25 protein-coding genes and 1 pseudogene are annotated in these 21,408 nt (G+C 43.5%); 17 read left to right on the top strand and 9 right to left on the bottom strand.

Annotated elements, in window-relative coordinates:
- Positions 1 to 60 precede the first annotated feature (60 nt).
- Together pyrF and QUA50_RS09820 are read left to right on the top strand one after the other, a co-directional pair.
- Positions 61 to 771, top strand: coding sequence for an orotidine-5'-phosphate decarboxylase (gene pyrF / locus QUA50_RS09825; RefSeq protein WP_333262681.1), 711 nt, complete (start codon positions 61 to 63; stop codon positions 769 to 771).
- 36 nt (positions 772 to 807) lie between these two features.
- On the top strand, positions 808 to 1,407 hold the full coding sequence (locus QUA50_RS09820; RefSeq protein ID WP_333262547.1) for a hypothetical protein: 600 nt from the start codon (positions 808 to 810) through the stop codon (positions 1,405 to 1,407).
- 442 nt (positions 1,408 to 1,849) lie between these two features.
- On the opposite strand, the gene QUA50_RS09815 is transcribed toward QUA50_RS09820, so the two are convergent.
- Both QUA50_RS09815 and QUA50_RS09810 read right to left on the bottom strand, forming a co-directional pair.
- Positions 1,850 to 2,296 carry a hypothetical protein gene (locus QUA50_RS09815; protein WP_333262545.1) on the bottom strand — a complete coding sequence of 149 codons (447 nt, stop codon included), beginning with the start codon at positions 2,294 to 2,296 and terminating at the stop codon, positions 1,850 to 1,852.
- 382 nt (positions 2,297 to 2,678) lie between these two features.
- Positions 2,679 to 3,365 carry a uracil-DNA glycosylase gene (locus QUA50_RS09810; RefSeq protein ID WP_333262542.1) on the bottom strand — a complete coding sequence of 229 codons (687 nt, stop codon included), beginning with the start codon at positions 3,363 to 3,365 and terminating at the stop codon, positions 2,679 to 2,681.
- A 168-nt stretch (positions 3,366 to 3,533) separates the two neighbouring features.
- On the opposite strand from QUA50_RS09810, the gene QUA50_RS09805 reads away from it, so the two are divergent.
- Entirely contained in the window at positions 3,534 to 4,205 is a 672-nt protein-coding gene (locus QUA50_RS09805) for a phosphoribosyltransferase family protein (protein WP_333262540.1), read from the top strand.
- A 42-nt stretch (positions 4,206 to 4,247) separates the two neighbouring features.
- Complete coding sequence (locus QUA50_RS09800) at positions 4,248 to 4,538, top strand: hypothetical protein (RefSeq protein ID WP_190661269.1); 291 nt, start codon at positions 4,248 to 4,250, stop codon at positions 4,536 to 4,538.
- 137 nt (positions 4,539 to 4,675) lie between these two features.
- Here the strand turns inward: QUA50_RS09800 and QUA50_RS09795 are convergent, their stop codons facing one another.
- Positions 4,676 to 5,059, bottom strand: coding sequence for a VOC family protein (locus QUA50_RS09795; RefSeq protein ID WP_333262537.1), 384 nt, complete (start codon positions 5,057 to 5,059; stop codon positions 4,676 to 4,678).
- Between the two features lie 60 nt (positions 5,060 to 5,119).
- A complete protein-coding gene (locus tag QUA50_RS09790) occupies positions 5,120 to 5,740 on the bottom strand; it encodes a histidine phosphatase family protein (RefSeq protein ID WP_333262534.1) in 621 nt (206 codons plus the stop codon).
- A gap of 55 nt (positions 5,741 to 5,795) precedes the next feature.
- On the opposite strand from QUA50_RS09790, the gene QUA50_RS09785 reads away from it, so the two are divergent.
- Positions 5,796 to 6,263: a hypothetical protein gene (locus tag QUA50_RS09785; protein WP_333262531.1), complete on the top strand. Its 468-nt coding sequence runs from the start codon at positions 5,796 to 5,798 to the stop codon at positions 6,261 to 6,263.
- 148 nt (positions 6,264 to 6,411) lie between these two features.
- On the opposite strand, the gene QUA50_RS09780 is transcribed toward QUA50_RS09785, so the two are convergent.
- Entirely contained in the window at positions 6,412 to 6,735 is a 324-nt protein-coding gene (locus tag QUA50_RS09780; protein WP_333262528.1) for a hypothetical protein, read from the bottom strand.
- A gap of 154 nt (positions 6,736 to 6,889) precedes the next feature.
- Here QUA50_RS09780 and QUA50_RS09775 point away from each other — a divergent pair, with 154 nt between their 5' ends.
- The 8 genes and pseudogenes from QUA50_RS09775 (at position 6,890) to QUA50_RS09740 (ending at position 13,721) form a co-directional block, all read left to right on the top strand.
- Positions 6,890 to 7,168 carry a hypothetical protein gene (locus QUA50_RS09775; RefSeq protein ID WP_333262526.1) on the top strand — a complete coding sequence of 93 codons (279 nt, stop codon included), beginning with the start codon at positions 6,890 to 6,892 and terminating at the stop codon, positions 7,166 to 7,168.
- Between the two features lie 39 nt (positions 7,169 to 7,207).
- Positions 7,208 to 7,489: a hypothetical protein gene (locus QUA50_RS09770; RefSeq protein WP_190740781.1), complete on the top strand. Its 282-nt coding sequence runs from the start codon at positions 7,208 to 7,210 to the stop codon at positions 7,487 to 7,489.
- A gap of 218 nt (positions 7,490 to 7,707) precedes the next feature.
- Positions 7,708 to 8,535: a PHP domain-containing protein gene (locus tag QUA50_RS09765; RefSeq protein WP_333262523.1), complete on the top strand. Its 828-nt coding sequence runs from the start codon at positions 7,708 to 7,710 to the stop codon at positions 8,533 to 8,535.
- A gap of 387 nt (positions 8,536 to 8,922) precedes the next feature.
- Positions 8,923 to 9,132 (top strand): CsbD family protein, encoded by a 210-nt coding sequence (locus QUA50_RS09760; protein ID WP_333262521.1) that lies wholly within the window; start codon positions 8,923 to 8,925, stop codon positions 9,130 to 9,132.
- A 275-nt stretch (positions 9,133 to 9,407) separates the two neighbouring features.
- Positions 9,408 to 9,708: pseudogene (locus tag QUA50_RS09755) on the top strand (transposase family protein); the annotation flags it as partial.
- A gap of 82 nt (positions 9,709 to 9,790) precedes the next feature.
- The gene (locus QUA50_RS09750) at positions 9,791 to 10,750 is read left to right on the top strand and encodes a DUF362 domain-containing protein (protein ID WP_333262518.1); all 960 of its coding nucleotides are present in this window, start codon (positions 9,791 to 9,793) and stop codon (positions 10,748 to 10,750) included.
- A 691-nt stretch (positions 10,751 to 11,441) separates the two neighbouring features.
- Entirely contained in the window at positions 11,442 to 12,701 is a 1,260-nt protein-coding gene (locus QUA50_RS09745) for a glycosyltransferase (protein WP_333055928.1), read from the top strand.
- 852 nt (positions 12,702 to 13,553) lie between these two features.
- Entirely contained in the window at positions 13,554 to 13,721 is a 168-nt protein-coding gene (locus tag QUA50_RS09740; RefSeq protein WP_333055927.1) for a hypothetical protein, read from the top strand.
- A 113-nt stretch (positions 13,722 to 13,834) separates the two neighbouring features.
- On the opposite strand, the gene QUA50_RS09735 is transcribed toward QUA50_RS09740, so the two are convergent.
- Together QUA50_RS09735 and QUA50_RS09730 are read right to left on the bottom strand one after the other, a co-directional pair.
- On the bottom strand, positions 13,835 to 15,937 hold the full coding sequence (locus tag QUA50_RS09735; RefSeq protein ID WP_333262515.1) for a M3 family metallopeptidase: 2,103 nt from the start codon (positions 15,935 to 15,937) through the stop codon (positions 13,835 to 13,837).
- Between the two features lie 202 nt (positions 15,938 to 16,139).
- Complete coding sequence (locus tag QUA50_RS09730) at positions 16,140 to 16,976, bottom strand: hypothetical protein (protein ID WP_333262512.1); 837 nt, start codon at positions 16,974 to 16,976, stop codon at positions 16,140 to 16,142.
- 144 nt (positions 16,977 to 17,120) lie between these two features.
- On the opposite strand from QUA50_RS09730, the gene QUA50_RS09725 reads away from it, so the two are divergent.
- Together QUA50_RS09725 and QUA50_RS09720 are read left to right on the top strand one after the other, a co-directional pair.
- Positions 17,121 to 17,249: a hypothetical protein gene (locus QUA50_RS09725; protein ID WP_333262509.1), complete on the top strand. Its 129-nt coding sequence runs from the start codon at positions 17,121 to 17,123 to the stop codon at positions 17,247 to 17,249.
- 176 nt (positions 17,250 to 17,425) lie between these two features.
- On the top strand, positions 17,426 to 17,560 hold the full coding sequence (locus tag QUA50_RS09720; protein WP_333262507.1) for a hypothetical protein: 135 nt from the start codon (positions 17,426 to 17,428) through the stop codon (positions 17,558 to 17,560).
- Positions 17,561 to 18,266: 706 nt separating this feature from the next.
- On the opposite strand, the gene QUA50_RS09715 is transcribed toward QUA50_RS09720, so the two are convergent.
- Both QUA50_RS09715 and QUA50_RS09710 read right to left on the bottom strand, forming a co-directional pair.
- Complete coding sequence (locus QUA50_RS09715; protein WP_333262504.1) at positions 18,267 to 18,743, bottom strand: type II toxin-antitoxin system antitoxin SocA domain-containing protein; 477 nt, start codon at positions 18,741 to 18,743, stop codon at positions 18,267 to 18,269.
- Between the two features lie 340 nt (positions 18,744 to 19,083).
- Complete coding sequence (locus QUA50_RS09710) at positions 19,084 to 20,454, bottom strand: NB-ARC domain-containing protein (RefSeq protein ID WP_333262501.1); 1,371 nt, start codon at positions 20,452 to 20,454, stop codon at positions 19,084 to 19,086.
- A gap of 258 nt (positions 20,455 to 20,712) precedes the next feature.
- On the opposite strand from QUA50_RS09710, the gene QUA50_RS09705 reads away from it, so the two are divergent.
- Both QUA50_RS09705 and QUA50_RS09700 read left to right on the top strand, forming a co-directional pair.
- Positions 20,713 to 20,982: a hypothetical protein gene (locus QUA50_RS09705; protein WP_333262499.1), complete on the top strand. Its 270-nt coding sequence runs from the start codon at positions 20,713 to 20,715 to the stop codon at positions 20,980 to 20,982.
- Between the two features lie 52 nt (positions 20,983 to 21,034).
- Positions 21,035 to 21,373, top strand: a complete 339-nt coding sequence (locus QUA50_RS09700; RefSeq protein WP_333262496.1) for a hypothetical protein — start codon at positions 21,035 to 21,037, stop codon at positions 21,371 to 21,373.
- Positions 21,374 to 21,408 lie beyond the last annotated feature (35 nt).

Raw genomic sequence — 21,408 nt, 5'->3', positions numbered from 1 at the left:
ATTATTGCGATGACTAATCTATTTTTTTAACCGCAGATGAATACTGAAGATGAACGCGCTATGAACGCTGATAATCGAATTATTGTTGCTTTGGATGTTTCGAGTCAAGAAGAGGCGATCGCACTTCTTGACAAACTGCCTGATGTATCTTTTTGGAAAGTCGGTTTGGAACTGTTTGTGAGTTCCGGGCCGGGGATTTTGGAAATTTTAAAACAGCGGGAAAAGCGGATTTTTCTGGATTTGAAGTTTCACGATATCCCGAATACCGTGGCTGGTGCTTGTCGTGCTGCTGCTAAGTACAATGTGGATTTATTGACTATCCATTCTACTTGCGGTAAAGATGCTTTGAAAGCGGCACAGTTGGCATTGACTGAAGGGGCGGCGGCTGTGGATAAACCGAGTCCTAAGTTGATTGCAATTACTCTATTGACGAGTTTGAATTCGCGACAGTTGGCTTTTGAGTTGAAAATACCTTTGGAGTTGCCGGAATTTGCTTTGCACATGGCATTGTTGGCTAAGGAAACGGGTTTAGCTGGGGCTGTTTGTTCTCCGCAAGAAGTGGAACAGTTAAGAATGAGTTGCGGGGATGATTTTCTGTTAGTTTGTCCCGGTGTGCGTCCGAAATGGGCCGATGGAGGCGATCAAAAACGATCGATGACTCCAAAGGCTGCTTTGAAAGCTGGTGCGGATTATCTGGTGATTGGGCGGCCAATTACTGCTGCGCCCGATCCGGCGGCGGCTTTTGCGCGTATTTGTGAAGAGTTGGGATAACAAGATGAATGTTTTTTAAACCCCAGGTGAACACAGATGAACCCAGATAAAATCCTATCAGCGTTCATCTGTGTTTATCTGCTAACATCTGCGGTTGCAAGTCCGACTCTGGCTGTTAATTTTGTGACAAATCATGCTAACAGTATAAACGCAAGTCGGTACGGTTTGTTAGCGCGATCGCCCTGTCCGGCTGATTTAGAAACTTTGGTCGATCGCCTGTTGCAAGATTTGCCGAGTTATGCTAATCGCGTAATTGTGCGATCGTACTTTTCTCCTAACACTAACACACGGCCCGGTTACGCGCTGCCTCAAATAATTTTAGCGGGCCGCCCGGAGTTTGAACCGTTACCTTTAAATTTTGAAGATGCGCTTCCTGAAAATGCCACTCAAGTTTTCATTACGACTTTGGAACGGCAGTATCGCGAGGGAAAATCAGTCGAAATTCAGCAATATCATTGGTTGTTTTTCACTAAAACGGAGAACGGATGGGAGTTAGTAGAAATTGTTTCTCGATTTGGTACTGCGGCGGATGTTCGTCCTTTATTCAGACAAGATAGCGATAAAAGCGAAATTGCTGAGGCTATTCGTTTGTGGCTGCGAGATTGTCGTGCAAAAAATAAGTTGTCTCGCAACTAAATTGTATTTTTTGGGCGGGCGAGACGCCCAACCCCTACTCCCCACATGAAATAATTTTTATTGTGGAACAGGCATCTTGCCTGTTGCTGACAGAAAATAATTTTATTGTGGAACAGGCATCTTGCGGTTGGTTGTTGGTTGGGGTCTAATTAACAGTCTGGATTGGAGCGGCTTCATGTCTTTTGTTAGTTCTAACCCTGGGGTTGGAGTGCCGATGGTTGTAGAACTTATACCTGTGTCATTACTTGTACCTCTTTTTTTAATAACACCTTTTTTTATAATATCTAGTAGAATGTCCGCTGTTAATAAATCACGAGGTGGAAATAGATAAGTTGGAAATTCCGAAGATGTTTGACCTTCTAAATTAGGAAATACTCAATTCTAAATCAAAGGATAACCCGTCAAAAGTACATTGTGACCTAAGAATTTATTTTCATGGTGCTCAGTATTTCAGCGTTTCCTTGACTCCGAGTTTGCTTGGCTCAAAGATAGAGACCATTCGACAGAATTTATGGAATACTGTGTAATACTCTTCCCCACTATCAAGATCGTGCCAAAATCTTTGGTTGTGCATTGCTTCTCTTGTATAATAGCCAAATGTGTACAGTGCAATTTCCTTTTTCATTACACCAGACATAATCATAAAGTAAATCTCTTCCAAAAAGCAGATAAATACCTCTTTTTCCTGTTTTGTGACTGATATGCTGCTAGAGCTATCATGCAAAAGCTCACAGACTTTCTGGATTGACTCGTTCTCATCGAATCTTTTGCTCATCTCATGAAACTTCTCATATCTACGTATCCTATTGAGCTCTACGAACTCAAGAATGCCTTTCAAAAAACCTATGAGTCCTATTAGTCCACCAATAGCTTCAATAAAGTTTGTCATGATTATATATCAAGTGGGAAGAGATGATAATTATTCCCTATTATACTGATGATCGGTAAAAAAGTCATGGTGGGGTTCACCATTATTTATACTCATCGCAAAAATGACACGCTCCCCATCTTGCGGGCGGGCGAGACGCTAGGGCCCCTACTCCCCACATCAAATAATTTTTATTGTGGAACAGGCATCTTGCCTGTTCCTGACAGAAAATAATTGTGATTGTGGAACAGGCATCTTGCCTGTTCCTGACAGAGGTATAAGAAAATCCAGGAATTTTTGGTTGAGGGATTTACCGTGGGGGGCGGGTTTACGAGAGAGATTATCTGTTTTAGGCAATTATTGTTCGTGAAACCCGCCCATACAAATCAACAACAAAAATTGATTATAATTGCTCTTTTAATTCATCCAATTTAGCCTTAATAGCCTGCATATCTTGCCACATATACCATTTCGGAGTTTCCGGTTCGCGGGAGGGGTTTCGCAGCAAGTACGATGGGTGAAAAATCGGCATACACAAACGATTTTCCCATTCAATCCATTGACCTCTGATTTTACTAATGGGCCGCTTGTCGCTTAGCAAACCTTTCAGGGCTGTTGCACCGGTTAATAAAATAATTTTGGGGTCTAAGATGCGAATTTGTTCGAGCAAGTAAGGTTTGCAAGCTTCGATTTCTTTGGCTGTGGGAGGGCGGTTGTTGGGAGGGCGACATTTGATGACGTTGGCAATGAATACGTCGGTTTCTGCACTCAATCCCACGGATTCTAAAATCTTATCTAACAGTTTGCCCGATCGCCCGACGAAGGGCAATCCGGTTTCGTCTTCGTTTTGTCCGGGCGCTTCTCCCACAATCAAAATTGAGGCTTGAGGATTGCCGCGCCCGATGACGGCGTGAGTGCGGCTGTTGCCCAATTCGCAGCGGTAGCAGCGGTTGCAGTGCTCGCCGATTTGTTCCATATTTTGATAAGTGCCGGGAGGAATGGGAATTTTGGCATTTGCTGGTATTGAGTCTGTTTGGAAACTGGCACTTTCATTGTTGTCAAAAAGGCTGAGTTGCAAGTCGCTGGACATACATTTTACAATTAGGGAGATTTTTTCGAGTCTAGAGTTTATAGTTTAGATCGGGTTTGGTGATTTGAGATTCGCTAGAAGCTTGTAGGTGATGCTGTCGAGCGTACAATCTCCAATTAACACTGGCACAATCTCCAATTGTTTGGTTGAGCTCGTACAGGCAAAAATATGTTCTCTAACCCGTTTTTTGACGATCGCGCCGATGCTGGCGAAAAACTGGCAGAGGCAGTTGCGGACGAGTTCGGCAAGTTGAATTTAACGGCACTGGAGGCGGTGAAACCGATTGTTTACGCCTTGCCGCGCGGGGGTTTGCCCGTTGCTGTGCCGATTGCGCGCCGCTTGGGCTGTCCTTTGGATGTGGTTGTCGCTAAGAAAATTACTCGCCCAGATAATTTAGAATTGGCGATCGGGGCTGCAACTGCTGACGGCCACGTCCTCTGGCAAAAGCAAAAGCAGCACAATTTGCGCTTGCAAAAATCAGCATTGCCCGTGGCCCAAAATAATGCTCAATCTCTGCTGGCAGATTTGTCTTCGGGACGCCCCAATGTCAGCGCGGCGGGGGCTTTGGCGATTTTGGTAGATGATGGCATTGCTACGGGGATGACGATGGCTGTGGCGGCGCTGGCTTTGCAGTCGCAGCAACCGGCGGCTTTGTGGATTTGCGCGCCTGTCGCCCCGGCAGAGTTGATGGGATTTTTGGCGCAGATGGGCGATAAGTCGATCGTTTTGGAGACTCCTCACCCTTTTTACAGTGTCAGTCGCTTTTATGAGCAATTTCCGCAGGTTGAGACGGCGGAAGCTTTAAGGTGTTTGCAGCAACAAACTGAATGGCGATCGTAGGTTAAGCTAGAAGGCTAAATCTAAAAGCTCGATCGCTAACACATGAGACCTTGGCAATATTGGTTGGACACTTTGATTCTGTCTACTCAGCACAATCCGCCTCGCTTTGTTGAGTTGGTGATGTTGACTTTGGCGATGATTTTGCTGGGGCTGTGGAGTGTAACATTGCAGTGGCAATATTTAACGCTGTCTCTGAGTTATATAATTGGTTCGTCTTTTTCTATTTTGGTGCGGGAATCCATCGGCCCGCGGCCTCAATTTCAGCTAACTCATCTAACAGCCTTGCTGTTATTAATTATCAGTTTTTATAGTTTTGCTGAACTGATTAGATAGTTAAGGCAGTTTTGATTTGTAGAGGCGGGTTTTACAATGTCATTAGCGGGTTGTGAACTAGATGTTTTTTTGAACGAACCGCGAAGACGCGAACACGCGAAGGAAGAGAAGATCGAGAGTTCACAAATCATTAGCCATCATCCTACATTCTCATTAGATTGATGTAAAATTATGCGGTTGCCGGCGGGATCGAAGGCATAAATTTCTAAACCGTGAGAAGCTTTGATAATTTCTCCTGCGGGTGGATAACCTAAAGCCCAAATTCGGGCGATCGCAGTTTCAATATCGCTGACTTCCAGACACAAACTCATGCCTGTTTTGGCTCGATTGGAAAATTCCGATTTGTGAGAATCTTTGGGTTTGAATATGCCGAGTCTTAAGCCGGGGAGTTGAAATTCAGCATAAGTATTGGGAATGTAAGGGTTTGGTTCTATGTCGAGAAATTTTGTGTAAAATTTAACGAGAACTTCTTTATCAAGGTCGGCTAAAGTCACTAGGGCGGCGCTGTATTGGAAACTCATATAAATTGGGAATTGGGAATTGGGAATTGGGAATTGGTAATATTATAACTTTATATGTATTTAAAATCCTCCAATGCGTCCGAGTATTTCAATTTTACCTTGTCGAGATGCTCTGAGAATGACAGCTTCGCCGCTTTGGGGAACAATATCAGTAATTGCGGTAATATTTACTTGATGCGTTACCAGAATAATCGCGCCTTTTGTGTTGCGGTTGTCCACAATTAATTTGCGAATTGCCGCTGTTTGTCTGGCTTCTTTGCTGCTGTCTTTAAAGAACGAGTTCAGCGCTGGGAAGGGTTCGACTTTGCCTAAATTTATCAATTTTGCTGTTTCTAAACACCTACACCACTGACTCGATAAAACTCTGGCAACTTTGATGTTGCGGTTGCGAAATTCGGCTCCAATTTGCTTGGCTTGGGTTTGTCCCTGTGCTGATAAATTGCGCTGGGTGGAACAGTTGCCCAACTTAAAGTTAGCAGGATCTCCCGTACCTGGGGCGATCGCGTGTCGCATTGCTACCACCAACCCTGTCTCATCCCGCTGCAACAATTGCCACCCTGCTTGAGTTTGGGCGTTGGTTGCTGCCTCAGAACTTGCAGTTGCAATCATTAAGCCGATCGACAATACTAAAGCTAGCGACCGGAACAACCATTTCCAGTTAAGGTAAATCCGTGCAGCCATTGTTGCAGAAGTTAGGAATTATCTTATCATATTATAATACAACAAATATTGCTCTATGGAACTCACCAATTTTATTGCTCTGTCTGTCATTATTGCCCTCGTGCTGGGGATTGGGTTTGGAACAATGACTTGGGCTTACTTCGGCAAGGGCAGCATTTCTGTACTCTTTAAAGAACCAATTTTAACTTACCCAGAATTTCCCGATACCGACAGCGGCAGCAAAGCTTCCGTTTATTTTCAACAAGGAATTGAGGCTTATCAGTCTGGAAATTACCGCAAAGCTAAAGATAGATTTACCAGCGCTGTAGAACAAGTTTCTACTTTGGCAGAAGCTTACCACAATCGCGGCTTGGCTTTTGCAAATTTGCGATCGGATGACGAGGCTGTTGCAGATTTGATCCGTGCAAGCGAATTATACCAACAGCAGGAGGCTGGATTTGCGATCGACACGATTAAACAAAATCTGGCAGCCTTGAAGCAGCGCAAATTAGAACGAGAAAAACAAAAAGCAGTAGCGAAATAAATTATTGTGTTCAACCAGTAGGACTCAACTCACACCTAGATTTGAGGTCTGAAAAACCCGGTTTCTTGAGTGTGGTTGGGAGAAACCGGGTTTGTTTACAGAATTTTTATTAAAGTTGAAAATCAAGATTTAACCTTCTCCTTCTCAACTAAATTGTTCTGGCATCTTCTATTTGGTCGATTTTAGCAATCATCATTTCTCGGCTAGATGCCACAACTCGATAATTAGTAATGGGATCGTAAGCTTCCCATTCTTGAGTTACTTCGCTGTCTTGCCACAAAAACCATTCCCGGTAAATTTCTCCGTCATCAATGTCGCCGCACAAGGGAAGCCAATCATCTCCTCCCAAGCTCTCAAAATCTCCTCCTACTAAGTCAATCCAAGCAGTAAGGATACAAGAGTCAATAGCCTTATTATTAGTGACTGCGTTAGAGTGAAGAGAAGTTTCTGGAAAACAAAGTGTGGATTTCATAAGCTGTACCTGAATGTTATGTTATAAATTTATAAAAAAATCCTCTACCGCAGTGAAAGCAGAATGCCGCTATCCCAACCTCCACAGTTGCCACATCGAAAAACCTTGACACCCAAAGCGCTCAAATGCTTTTGCTGTATGACTTGAGTCCGCTTTGACTCAAGTCGCTAGAGAGGCTAAATTGAGCCACTTTGCCAACTGGCATAGAAGAAAGCCCGATCGACCAAATATTGTTGGCGAAGGCTCTCGCGCATTGAGGAGCGAAGACAGCGCGACTGCCAATTGTATACTGGGTAAGTTGGCGAGTTTCCGTACAGTTTTTGTGGTAAAATTAGCAGTAACCGGAGTTTCGTACCGACAGCCTCGTTTGGTCAAAAGCTTTGCAACGAGCTTTCCAACGGTGGTGCGATCGCCAGTTTTGATTTATTGTTAATTTTGCGAAGTCCCGATCGACTGTTAGGGAAAAAAAATTATGCAAGCAACCAACCAAGAAGGAATTATCAATCTGACAATCCACTATACCAACGGCAAACAGCAACACTTCCAGTTCATTGCGCCAGAGGGAACAGTAGGAGAGCAAGCAACTTTAGGGACTCGCCTGCACAAAATGTTGACAGCAGACCCGGTAATTCTCGAATTGGCAGATAAACTGGTAGTTATCCCAGTTCATAACATACAAAGTATTGAAATATCGCCGGTTCCTCCCAAATTACCAGAGGGTGTCCTTTACCCAATGCGAGAAATCAAGAAATAGCTAAGGTGTTCTGCATCTAAATTTAACAGAAATGGCGGGCAAGATGCCCACCCCACGCAAGCTTTTAATAAACAGAAATTTCCCCATTAAATGCGCGAAAAGTTATTACAGCTCACAGATGGAAATTACCCAAAAAATTGTCGATCGCAGGGACGATATATGTGGCATGAGTGAGGGGAATAATTGCCGATTTCGCAGACTTTAACTTACCGAAAAAAATGCTAGAACTCCACTGTCACACAACTTATTCCGACGGCACTCTCACCCCTGCCGAACTCGTAGCCGCCGCCGTGTCTTCGGGGGTTCGCGCCTTGGCTGTCACGGATCACGATACGATGTCGGGTTGGGATGAAGCCTTCGCCGCTGCTGCTTTGTACGGTATCGAAATAGTCCCCGGACTCGAACTCAGCACGGTTCACAACGGCCGTTCCCTGCACATTTTAGGTTTTTATCCTGATGCAAATAAGTTGCGCGTTCCTTTGAACGATCGCCTGGAAGGAAGGTTTCGCCGATCGCAGGAAATGGTCGAAAAATTAGCAGCAATGGGATACGCGATCGAACTGCCAAAAACATCGCCAGGAATGGCACCGGGAAGGCCTCACATTGCCTCTGCACTTGTAAAAGCCGGTCACGCCAAATCATCGCGGGAAGCATTCGATCGCTGGCTGGGAGATGACGGCCCGGCTTATGTGCATTACGAGAAATTCTCGATCGTCGAAGGCATTGATTTACTGAAAAGTTGCGGCGCAGTACCAGTTTGGGCTCACCCTTATTTATTTCGCGGCGGCGCTGTTGAGGAAGTCTTACAAGAATTAGTAGATGCTGGTTTAATGGGAGTTGAAGTATACCATCCCACCCACAGTTCTAGCCAAATTCAAAAGTTGAAAGATTTGTGTCTTCATTACGGTTTGCTAGCAACTGGTGGCAGCGATTATCACGGCCCCGATCCGGAAAGGAAAGCAGCAGATAGCACGCAATTGAATATGCTGCATTTGCCGTTAGAATTACTCGAACCGATTAAAGTTGCTGCGGCGAGTTTGAAATAGTTTTTTATGACGCATTTTGCACCATTATCAAGAACGGGCTCTCCTGCCCCTTCCACAAAAGATAAATTTTCTTGTGGAACAGGCCGAAAAGCCTGTTCATAAAAGCCGTTCCACAAAAGATAAATTTTCTTGTGGAACAGGCCGAAAAGCCTGTTCATAAAAGCCTAATTTAGAATGGTGCAATATCTAAGTTATGACTAATTTTGCGGAGGTATACAGTTGTCAAAAAAAAGCATCCTTCGCTTTTTGAGTGAGTAATTTGCCGGAAGTAAGTCATCAGCAGAAGACCGAGGTCAAGCAGAATATAAATTAATATGAAGTTAAAGGCAATTGCAGGCGAGTTAATTTTACAATGTTACTATAGCAACTTGCCAAACGGAGCTTATCATGACTACAGAAGACAGAGCGAAGGCGATCGGCAAAAATTTAGAAGGCAAAGCTCAGGAAATTTTAGGTAATATTACGGGCAACAGAAAAGACCAGGTTGAAGGTAAAGCCAAACAAGCCGAAGCTGCCGCCCGCCACGCAGCAGAAGATGCAAAAAATGCGGTTAAAAATCTGGCAGACCAAGCCAAAAGGTCGATCGACAAATTGTAGAAACCGCGCTATACCCAATCCGGGCAAAGAGTATTCGCTTCATATCAAATCCTTTGCTATCAAGGGTTTGATATGATTTATTTTTGGAATGTGCAAAAAAATGGGTGACTCCTGCGATATCTCCTCAAAAGCGCACTGGAGAAGTCCCTATTAGACCTCTTGCAAAAGATTTTTATGATATAATGAAAATGTTTGCTTTAGTTGATTGAATCCCAACTCCTCGCTGCTTTTGGATCGGAGCATTACCAAAATTTTAATTTGAGTAAAAAAATAAAATTAATTTTCATCCCGAAACAAATAGCTTACAAGATAGTGGCTATCAAGGGATAAAGGATGAGCGCACCAATAGTTATATGCCTAAAAATACACCTAAAAAGGGGAAACTGTATCTTCGAGAAAAAGATTACAATAGAGTTTTAGCACAGGAGCGAATAGGGAATTGAACAGGTTAATCGAAGTCTCAAATTTTTTAAAATATTGTCGAGTCGTTATCAGAATGGTCGCCGTTATGGTCTGCTTTGTAATTTGTTCTCAGCAATTTACAATTATGAGTTAGATATAGGGGATTCAATTTAACACCTGTGATGATAACATATATCTTTTTTGCAAGAGGTATATTATTCCAGATCGATAACCAATTACCAAGGAATTCATAATTATGTCTGCTGTTAGCTTAATTCAGGCCAATTCATACGATCGCCAAATTTTACAAACATCTCTAGAAAGTTTGCTCGCACCCTTGGGCGGAATCTCGGCTTTTGTCAAATCGGGCGATCGGGTTTTACTCAAACCCAATCTCCTCACCGGTTCTCGCCCTACAAAAGAATGTGTCACCCGCCCAGAATTGGTTTACTGCGTCGCTAAAATGGTCATTGAGGCGGGAGGAAAACCCTTTTTAGGCGATAGTCCGGCTTTTGGTAGCGCGATGGGTGTGGCAAAAGCTAATGGTTATTTGCCTCTGTTGGAAGAACTGAATTTGCCAGTTGTTGAGTTTCAAGGAAAACGCTACGAAACAGTCAGCAAAGATTTCAATCATCTGCGAATTTGCAAAGAAGCAATGGAAGCGGATGTAGTGATTAATTTGCCCAAACTCAAATCTCACGTTCAATTAACGGTGACAATGGGCGTGAAAAATTTGTTCGGCTGCGTTCCCGGCAAAATGAAGGCTTGGTGGCACATGGAAGCTGGCAAAGATAGCGCCAGATTCGGTGAAATGCTGGTAGAAACTGCCAGGGCAATTAACCCAAATTTGACGATTTTGGATGGAATTATCGGTCACGAAGGTAACGGGCCAAGTGGGGGCGAACCTAAGTTTTTGGGAATTTTGGCCGCCTCTGATGATGTGTTTGCCTTGGACAGAACTTTAGTTGAAATTATTAATGCCGATCCGGAGGCGGTTCCCACTGTAGCTGCGGCGATGAGATTGGGGCTTTGCTCGAATTTAGAGGCGATTGATTTTCCGCTTTTGCAGCCGGAAAATCTCAAGGTTTTGGATTGGAAGTTGCCCGAAAGCATGATGGCGATAGACTTTGGTATGCCCCGCGTGGTGAAGTCGGCTTTCAAGCACCTTTATATCCGGTTTATAAAAGAAAAGTTCAGCATCAAGCCTTCGCATTAGCGAAGACAGAAGGGGTAAAATTTTTTTACTCCTTCTACTTCGCCAGGGTAATTGTCAAGAAATATTATTATGTTACAAGATATCTATTTATGTAAAGTTTCTAATAAATTTGTTATAACTCTATGGTTTCAGTACGTAGACCGGCTTAAACCGCATAATGCAACACCATGTAAACAGGTTTAAGTCAGCCATTAGAGAGCATTTGGAGACTTTGCCCTCGTTTACCTAGGGCCGTTTTTTTCCATCGACTTACTTAAAGCATTGAGATCGCCCTATTCGCAACTCGCGCTGATTCTTGCTAGTTAGATGATTGTACTTAAGTATAAACACTTAGAATAGCCCTTGTTTTAACCAAATTCACCCTAAAATTGCACTTTTCTTTATAATTGACCGCTAAACTATAAAGATTGAGTAAAGCTCGGAAAAGGTTATTGACACTTATACGTAGATAGCAGATGATTGCTACATATCAAACAGACCTCTAATTAAATAATAAAGGTCTAATCCAGTTGCTGAATCAATCTTAAGTATTAGATATCTCCGAAACCGAGTCTGAAATGCTTTTCGTATCAGGCGGCGAACTTTAACTTCGGTAAATGTCTGTTATATTGATAAACAGCCCTTGCAAAGAACACCAAAGATTTACTACCGCATCAACCGTAAAAACTTACAATCAGGGAGTCCCTAATCTATGCTTACTAACAACAATCTGACTATCGTACAGCCCCTCAAAGTAAAGCTTTTGCCAAACGGTGAAGTTTTACTCACCCGCAAATTGATTGAAGCAGTTGGTGAGTTAGCCGAGTATTGGTCGGGATCTATTACGGTGATGATGGAAGAAACGAAAAAAGACAACGACCAGATAGATTCAAAAATATTCAAACTTGATGAATTGCCATTCAAACTGGAAATAATTTCTTTTGACAAAATCACCCCAGCTTTACTACATCAGCATCAGAGTTCGCTGGTATTGGCAGCCCCGGAATACAGACAGAACCATATCAGTAAAGTGTGTAAAATAGCGGGAGTACCGTGTATTTACGTTTCCGAATACAGTCTGAAAACTCGCAAACAGATCGTGAATGTGAGTACGAGCAATCCCTTGCTCCGTTTGCGAAGAATTATTTGGACTTACATTCAGGAATATAAGCAGCGCAAGGCAATCGCAATGGCAGATGGATTGCAGTGCAACGGCACCCCTACTTACCAAGAATACAAGCATATCAATCGCAATCCACAGTTTTTCTTTGACACGCGGATTAGCGAGGATATGTTAGCAACAGAAGCTGATATTGAACGGCGCACTGAAAACCGCTCTCCAGATATGCCTCTGCGGCTAGTATTCTCAGGTCGCCTAATTAAGATGAAAGGAGCAGATCATTTACTTGAGGTCGCTAAAGAACTCAAACAACTGAAGGTGAAATTTGAAATGTTCATCAGTGGTATTGGTGAATTAGAAGAGATGATGCACCAGCAAATAGCGGCCAATCAACTTAATGATTGTGTAAAAATGCTTGGAGTGCCTGACTTTAAAACAGATTTCTTCCCCTTTGTGAAGAACAATATTGATTTGTTTGTTTGCTGTCACCGGCAGGGCGATCCTTCTTGTACTTACATAGAAACTATGGCTGCTGGCGTGCCGATTGTTGGCTATGCTAACGAAGCATTCGAGGGAATTGCAGAAATGTCGGAGACGGGATGGGTTGTGCCAATGAATCAGCCTAAACAGATGGCGAAGAAAATTGCAGAACTCAGCCACAACCGGGAAGAAATTAAATCGATGTCGTTCAAGTCCCTCAAGTTTGCTCAACAGCACACATTTGAGAAGACTTTTCAAGCTCGCGTAAAACATATGCACGCTATTGCCTACTCAACGCGGCCTAATCCAGTCACCGAAAGTCAAGTATGTGATGCTCCCGATATGGTTTTGGCGTACAGTCAACTGCCTTAAGAATCCTTCTGCCTATGATTGAGACAGGTTTCATTAAGGTAGCCACGGAAATCGGAGGTTTTGTAAAGGCAATGGTTGAGGCGAGCGATCGTCATTAGATTTAGATGTTTTTCTCAAACTTAATAGCATCCAACTCGACTGGGCGATCGCACTTGTTCCATAGGTTATCAAGTATTCTTTAGTGGGTTACATTTTCTTGGCAACTATCAGATCCCACAGCAACTATAAACAATGGAGCGACCAACTCATTTTCCTTTCCACCGGAACTGGCAAAACTAACAGGGGTTTTAAGTAGGTAGGCGGGATTAAACCGAATACTGTAACAGTATGTAAATAGGCTTAAGTTAGCCAGTAGAGATCATTTAGACATTTTACATCGTTTACATAGTGGCGTTTTAAAGCGCCGACTTATAAGCTGTTGCGGCCTTTAAATTGTATGTCAAAAAAAAATCAAAGTCTTGTGGGATGGGCGTCCTGCCCGCCCTGAATATACAATTTAAATGCGCGACTGCTTACCAATTTCCTAAAGTCCTGCTACAGAGATATCCTATCAAATAAATTTCCATCCCCTCAAAGAAGCAATAACTTCCAACGTCAACTTATTTAACTATTTTTTCTCCGCTGCTCTCAACTCTTCTATTTGGTCAAATCTCAACCATTTCAATGTTTTTTTACGTAGCCCGACAGTCATTCTATGGGGTTTACTTCCGGACTGTATGGGGGTTGAAACAGCAGGGTAAGCTCATCTAATTTGGGATAAATTGTACTTGACTTTAAGGGCAAGATATAAAGGATCATCGTGTCAAGAGTGGTTCTTTTGAACTCATTTGAGATACAGCATATTCCATGTAGATGTGGTACACACAAGAAGAGCGATCGCCTGCTGTTTGGTGCGGATACACCCGTCAATCTGTAAGTTTTATCGACCTTTTAAATAGAACTTGCAGATTGATGGGTGTATCCGCACCTTATTTACTACAAGATAGTGTGTACTACATATACATGGAATATGCTGTATAAACACCCTAAACATACAGCATATGCCCAAATCTTATTCAACAAAAAAACAGGGATTAATGCAAAGAAATTCACCCGCATTAATCCCCAATTATTCCAGATTAGATTAAGCCAGATTAAGCAGCAACTAAACCGCTGTGTCTCAACAAAGCTTTAGTGCTCGGTTCGCGTCCCCGGAAAGTTTTAAACACTTCCATCGGGTGCAAACTGCCGCCCAATCCTAACACTGTATCTCGGAAGCGCTTGCCTGTAGATGCGATCGCACTTTCATCTTCCAAACCCGCTTCCTCAAACGCCGCAAAAGCATCAGCGCTGAGCACTTCAGCCCATTTATAACTGTAATACCCCGCCGCATACCCGCCCGCAAAAATGTGTCCGAAAGCGCACAAAAATGCGTCTTCTTCCAGAGGAGGCAAAACAGTCGTAGTTTTAGCGATACGGTTGCGGACATCGGCCACAGTTTCGTTGCCGCCCGATCGATAGCGGTGATGCAATTCGATGTCAACGCTGCTAAAATGTACTTGCCTGAGCATGACGGTGCCGCTCATGTAGTGGCGCGCTGCTAGCAGTTTTTGGTAGTAGTGTTCCGGCAAAGTTTCCCCGGTTTCGTAATGCTTTGCCATCCCGAACAAAGTCGCGCGATCGTAACACCAATTTTCCATAAATTGACTGGGCAATTCCACTGCATCCCACTCAACATTATTGATTCCCGAAGCCCCCGGATAGTCTACCGTTGTCAGCATATGCTGCAAACCGTGACCGAATTCGTGAAACAAAGTTTCGACTTCCAAGAAAGTCATTAAACTCGGTTTGCCGTCAACCGGAGGACTTTGGTTGCACACCAAATAAGCCACCGGCAACCGCGTAGTTGTTTTTCCCGCTTCGACAAATTTAGCGCGCACCACGCACTCGTCCATCCAAGCACCGCCGCGCTTTTCTTCGGGGCGACTGTAGGGGTCTAAATAGAAATTGGCGATCGTATTTCCTGCTGCATCATCTATTTGGAAATAGCGCACATCTTTGTGCCACACAGGAGTTTGACCGTCCGCCGCAGTTACTGTCACACCGAACAGCCGCTTTACTAATCCAAATAATCCCTCTAATACCTGTGGCAAAGCAAAATAAGGCCGCAATTCTTCGGCACTAAAAGCAAACTTTTCTTCCCGGCGCCGTTCCGACCAAAAACCAATATCCCAGTGCTTCAAATCCCCAGCTTCCGCCGCGCCTTTTTCGGCAGCAAAAGCTTTCAATTCTTCTAAATCTTTGACAGCAGCATCATAACTAGCCTGACGCAATTCTTCTAACAAAGCTTCCACTGCTGCAACATCGGGAGCCATTTTGCTCGCCAAGCTCAATTCGGCATAACTGCTAAACCCTACCAAAGCAGCTTTTTCCTGGCGCAAAGCTAAAATGCGATCGGTCAACGGCCAGTTATTCAATTCTCCGCTACTTGCTCTGCCGATAAAAGCTTTGTACAACTTTTCGCGCAAGTCACTGCGGGTGCTGTGCTGCATGAAAGGGCCGTAACTCGGAAAGTCTAAAGTAATCCGCCAAGGGCCGTTTTCGGCATCCGCATTTTCTTCGCCCGCGCTGCGAGCGGCTTGAGCTGCTAAACTCAACAAACTCGGTGGCAAACCGTCAATTTCGTCTTTGTTTGTGAGGGTGATGCTGAATGCTTTGGTAGCGTCGAGGACGTGATTAGAAAACTGGGTAGTAATTTCGGCCAATTCTAATTGAATGGCATTAAAACGATCTTTTTGCTCGCCTTCTAAACCGACGCCGGAGAGTTGGGCGTCTCGGAGAGCGGCTTCGACAATTCGCTTTTGAGCTGACTCTAAGCTGTCCCAATTTTCGCTTGCCCGCAGCGCTTTAAAAGCTTCATAAAGCGGTTTGCTTTGACTGAGCTTGCTCCAAAATTTTACTACTTCCGGCTGCACTGTTTCGTGAGCCGATCGCAGTTCCGGGCTATTTTTCACGCCCATCAAATGTCCGACAATGCTCCAGCTCCAATTTAAACGCTCTCCGAGCCGCTGCAACGGTTCTACTAAGCCGCTCCAAGTCGGCTCTACAGACGATTCTAAGGTAGCTAGCGAGGCTTCTAGTTCGGTCAGCAGTTGGGTAACAGCGGGGACTACGTGTTCGGGTTCGATCGCGTCAAATGGGGGCAATCCTTGACCGATTAGTAACGGGTTATCAGCAATAGTTACGGTTGCAGTCATTTAATTTTCTTGTAACAGGTTGAAAACAGTTGAACTAGAGAGATTAGCTTTTAATCTTTTAACACAGTTGTCGAAAAATTTGGACTCGATCGGGCGAGAGTCGGAGAGTCGGAGAATGTCTAGCTTGTCCGATGGGAAAAATCTTCCTTCTGACTGATGACTAATGACTGATGACTAATGACTAATGACTGCTGACTAATGACTACTGACGGTTCTCTGGTGTGTGCTGCAACTCCTTGACAACCGAAATTAAGCGCTTGAGGTGAGGTTTGACAACTTCTTGCTGCTCGTGTTCCAAACGGTGGATTTGAGCTTGGACAAGCGACAAATCCGCACTCGATTGGTGTGCGGGAGTTTGCAGTTGGCTTTGCAAATTGGCCATGACTTTTTGGATTTCCAAAAATCGAGTATTTACTGCTTCCCAGTCGTCTCGCGTCAGAGAAGTTTCTGCCAAGCCTTGCGTGGCGTTTTGCAGTTGCTCTATAGCCTGTTCTACAGCTTGGAGATGCGCCGATTGGTCAACTGATAAATCTTGCAGTTGTGCGCTCACCTGCTGGCGGACATCGAGCACAGCAGACGCCACGATTTCTTGCAAAGAAGCTACCGACTCTCCCAAACTCAGCAACTGGCGCTGGATGTCTATCGACTCCTCAAAGCCTTCTGCCCTAGGCAGTGCAGCCATTTGCTGGCGCAGCGCTGCAATATCTGCTGACAACTGCCTGCGTAATTTAACAATTACCGTCACCGCCGTTTTTTCGACTTTATTGACAGACTTTTGGACTTGGGCCATTTCCGAATTTTGATGCACCCGCACTTGCTGCTCGAACCGATACCGATTAGCAACATTCAGCGACAAAGCCAAAGTTAGGGGAGCCACCCCGTAAAAAGCTTGACCCGACACTGCCACCGCCAGGGAACCCACACCAGAGGCAGCCAGAGAGGCGTACTCTGCCATCTCCAGCCAGTGCCTTTGAGGAAAACTTGGTCTCAAGTGGTTTGCAACAGAGGGTTTTGGCTTCCGCACGGCTCTTTGGGTCATAGTATTTACTCGTTGTGGGTAAGGTTGCGAGACTGGGTGGAGCATCGATTTCTATCCTTTTTTCAGTTATATGTTTTAGATTATTTCTTGGCACTCTTCTATTTTTACCTTTGTGAGTAAGTTAAGGATGACTGCCATATTATTATGTATTTGGGAGCCTGTGACGATCGCGCCAAATTCCGGCTGTTAAAAGGTTCGCCCCAACGCGCCCTCTATTTTACAGGAGTTAGCGCCATCGGGTTCGGGCGATCGACTTCGGGCTGTCCGGGCTAACCGAAAAATGCCTGAGACTATTTTAGATTTTAGATTTTAGATTAAAAGTTAAAAAATGCGACCTACTCAGGGCGATATTCGTTGGGAGCTTGTCGGGAGTTGCCTTTTTGTTCGCCCATTGGTATAATCTACTCTTTCTCAATTTATCCTCTCCAATTTACTGCAAAAATTGACCGATGAACTCAGAAAAACCCGGAATTGGCGATCGGCTAAAGTCTATTTTCAGTATCGCAACCTTTATCATTCTCGTACTGGGAGTAGGCTTTTTAAGCGTTAATTTTATTTTAGCTATTTATGCAAAACTTTCTTAAAATTAGGACTTAGCACGGGGGCCCAGAAACCGGGTTTTTTGCGAGAATATTTGGTCGCAGCCACAGATTCCATGAAAAACCCGGTTTCTTTAATCGCAGCAACGGGGTAAAAAACCCGGTTTCTTTAGTCCGAGTCAGTCCCAGACTGTTTGAGATTCCCAACTTCTTCAAGAAGTCTCAAATCTTAAGCACGAGATATTTTGTTTGGATTGCATTCTCCTTCTTCCTTCTTCCTTCTTCCTTCTTCCTTCTTCCTTCTTCCTTCTTCCTTCGGCTATAATTTCAACTGTAAAGATTGTGGTCTGGGTCTAGCCAGACAATATAAAAAACATTTTCACTAAAAAAGCCATGCACCCTACCGTATTCATTCGCAGAGATTTGAAACTGGTAGGGGATATTGATTAGGATATCTTCATTGGGAATCCCAAAGCCATTAGGTTCAGTAGTATTTTTCTAAACTATGCCATGACAGCGCAGGCTTTTACTCTGATTATTGATAACTTCTTGAGCGTTCAATTGTGACAAATCGCGCAGCCTTCTCAATAGAGATGCTAGATACTTAGCATCTCTACCGCCAATTGAAAACTTATCTCGATCATCCTGATAATACCTGAAAGAAAAACTAACTCCTTCCGGTATTTGTATTTTCACAACCTCTCTCGGTGCTGAAGATGGCTGACGACGAATATCTGTATCTTGTCTTTTTTTATGCTTCTTCGATGACACGGGTTTTGTAAAAATTTCTCATTGATTCCTTCGTAATAATAGCATGAGAAGGTTCATCTTTTGGCAACTCACCTCTAGCATTAATCCAAGGGTCTTCACGTCGCACCATCAATTCTAACTCATAAGCGTCCCGGAAGAAATAATCGTCAGCTAACTCGTCTAAAAATTCTTGTACTTCTTCGGGAAACTCTGGTTTTTCGACTTCTTTGAGAATTGGCTTCCAGTCAAATTGTTCTTTGTATTCATAAAATAAAGCCGGGATAGTCGGCCCGTGCACCCAAGCTTCAAAATCTTCATCAAACAGCGGTGTATCCTCAAAGGCGAGATACCATGCTTGGGCGTAGTACAATAGTTTTTGTAGCTTGTGGTTGCTGAGATAGGAGCCTACATCATTCGCAAACCAGATGTAGTAATCAGCGAGTTTTGAGGCTGTTGTGACTGTAGTTATTGTGGTCATATAACTCGACTCAATAAGTTTTGTATTCTATGATAGCACATCGATTAACCGCCTCCATAATTACAATAATTTCAACTGTTTCGCGCGGGGTGGGGGCGGGTTTTTTAGTCTCTAGATATCCTTTAAGGTTATTGGTGAACCCGCCCCTACAGGTTTTTGACCGCAGGTGTAAGATATCAGTTATAACCCTTTGATATATTCGCCGATTACTGGTATAATAGCGAATTCCTGTAGCTGTAGGGGCGGGTTCGCCAACAGTCTTAAAGGGTGCAAACAAATTAAATAAACCCGCCCCCACCCACAAAAAAGCCCCCGCTCGATATTGCACCAATATCGAGCGTTACAATCCTTTGATATACTGCTTCAGTACAGGTGACAGAGTGTAAAGACTTGCTTCTTTTTCCATTAAGCAGCGCCGCGATAGAGATTGCAATGCGTTTAGCAAATCGGATGATGATATTTGTCCGTTTTGTAGCAATTTGGCGAAGTTGACTGGCTGGTTTTCTGCCGCCAACAATGACATAACTTGTTTTTCTAGTTCGGAAGTGCGATCGTACTGCTGCTGTAAAACATCTTTCAAATCTTCGGGTAACAATATGGTATCATCTAGTAATAACTCTGTCGCGCCGATGCCCAACTCTTGAATCAAAGTCGCCACGCTTTTTAACCATAACGGATTGCCTTGGTAGCGGTGAATGAGTGCTTCGCAGTTATCGATTTCTGCTAATCCTTTATCTCTGAGGATTTCCCGTGCGGCTGCGGTATCTAAGCCAGTGAGTTGTAAAGTCCGAATGGGAGTATTTTCGCTGGTGAGTTGAGGAACTTCTTTGGGCGGTTCCCAACCGACTAGCAGAAAGCAACTTTGATGGGATAATTTTTCTATTTGTTTGAATAGGGAGCGATATTCTTCATATTCCGGTTTATACTTTCCTGCTAATTCGCCGCTACAGAAAAGGTTGTGAACGTCATCCAAGACTACTAAACAGCGATGGTTTTGGAAATATTTAATTAAGGGTAATTGTTTCTGGTTGGTTGGGGATGAATCTGGGTTTTCGGAATTGGAAAAAAGCTGTGTTAGGTTGGATTGAAATTTATCGATGGTAGGGCATTCGTCTAGGGTGCACCAAACTGCGTATTCAAACTCGTCTTTGATTTGTTTTACGAGTTGTACTGCTAGGGATGTTTTGCCGATTCCGCTGATACCGGTGAGGGTGATGAGGCGGCAGTTTTGTTGTAGAATCCAGGTTGTGAGGGTGTTAAGAGAGGGGGTGCGATCGAAGAAATTACCCAACTCCGGCATTTCGCTTAAATCTTGATGTAGAGCTTTGGCTGGTTTTGAATTGGATGTTTCTCCATTAGGTGAGTGTGGTATATCTGGCGGGTGTCTACCTTCTCCACAGATATTAATGCTACCAGCTCCGACATAATCTTGTACAACATTTGAAAATAGGGAGAGTTGGAATCTCTCCATTGCCGATCGAAAATTAGTTTTACTGATATCTTCCCCCAACTCCTCTGAAAGGATTTGCCATAACTTTGAGCCAACATCCCTAACATAACTCTCGTTACAGTGAATATCATCGGCAATTTTGGTGTATTTTTCACCTTGCATGGTTCCTTGCACAATTGCCTCTTGCAAATCATCAAGGTGCTGACCCGTCTTGGCAAACACCATCTCGTCAGCCATTTTTAACACTTCCTTAAGATTCATGTAGCATCGTAGATGTTGTGATTTTCCGTATTGTACCTAACATTTTCCAACATTTTACGGCATTTTCCAACTTTTTTCATGTAGCGAGTTTAATTTGCAGACAAAATTGCCAACAAAATTGAGCTTTTTTGGATAGACAAAATTTTGAACAATAACGAAAATAGGATAAGTATTAAAACGTAATTTAGGGATTAAACTCTTGGCGTTTTATACCCTTGCCTCAAGTCTAAAATCCAAATTATTCAATAAACTACGCAAATGAGTAAGTGGTATCCTGGTGCAAATAGTTGGGAGAATAAAGGTTCTTACAAAGTCAAATATCAATTTGACAACAAGGGTAAGTGTACCGATATTCTTATGGCTCGCTCAAGTTTAAGTGATAAACAAGCTGACAAAGATCACATTCATATTTACAAGGTTGGAGAAACTGGTCAAGGTGCTACTTTTAGAGACGAGCAAGGTAGGGTATACGACTTATCTGATTATGACATCCAGCAAATTCTTTCTGGGGCGAGACCTCTTTGGTAGGAAGTTTTGCTGAAAGCGATCGTTAAATATACTCGATTCAATGGAGTAAGACATGGGTACATATAGGTTCTACGCTCAATTGCAGAAGAATACAGATAATTTAGCTACATCAGACAAAGCATTTTCTCAGCCCCCAACTTATAGCGAAGCTGTCGCTGTGGTTGAAGGGTTGAAAAGTAAAGGAAAATCAGAACTGCCTAGAAAAGCTCATGATGATTTTGAGCGTACTGTAGATAAAGTAATTAGTTGGCTCGGAAACAATAGAGCAACAAGTTACGGCGGTAATGGAGATATACCTGCTGCACGGAGAGAATTTAAATATTCTGGAGAAACCTACCGCGTTGATATAGGTATAGGAGGTGAAACAGCCAATAGTAAATGGTTTGTTTAGACACCTAACCTAAATGCAGAGAAAATTTAGCCAAA

This window comes from Microcoleus sp. M2_D5, from assembly GCF_036701935.1.
Lineage (GTDB): Bacteria > Cyanobacteriota > Cyanobacteriia > Cyanobacteriales > Microcoleaceae > Microcoleus.
The sequence above is the reverse complement of the archived record's forward strand: the minus strand, read 5'-3'. Positions and strand labels throughout refer to the sequence as shown.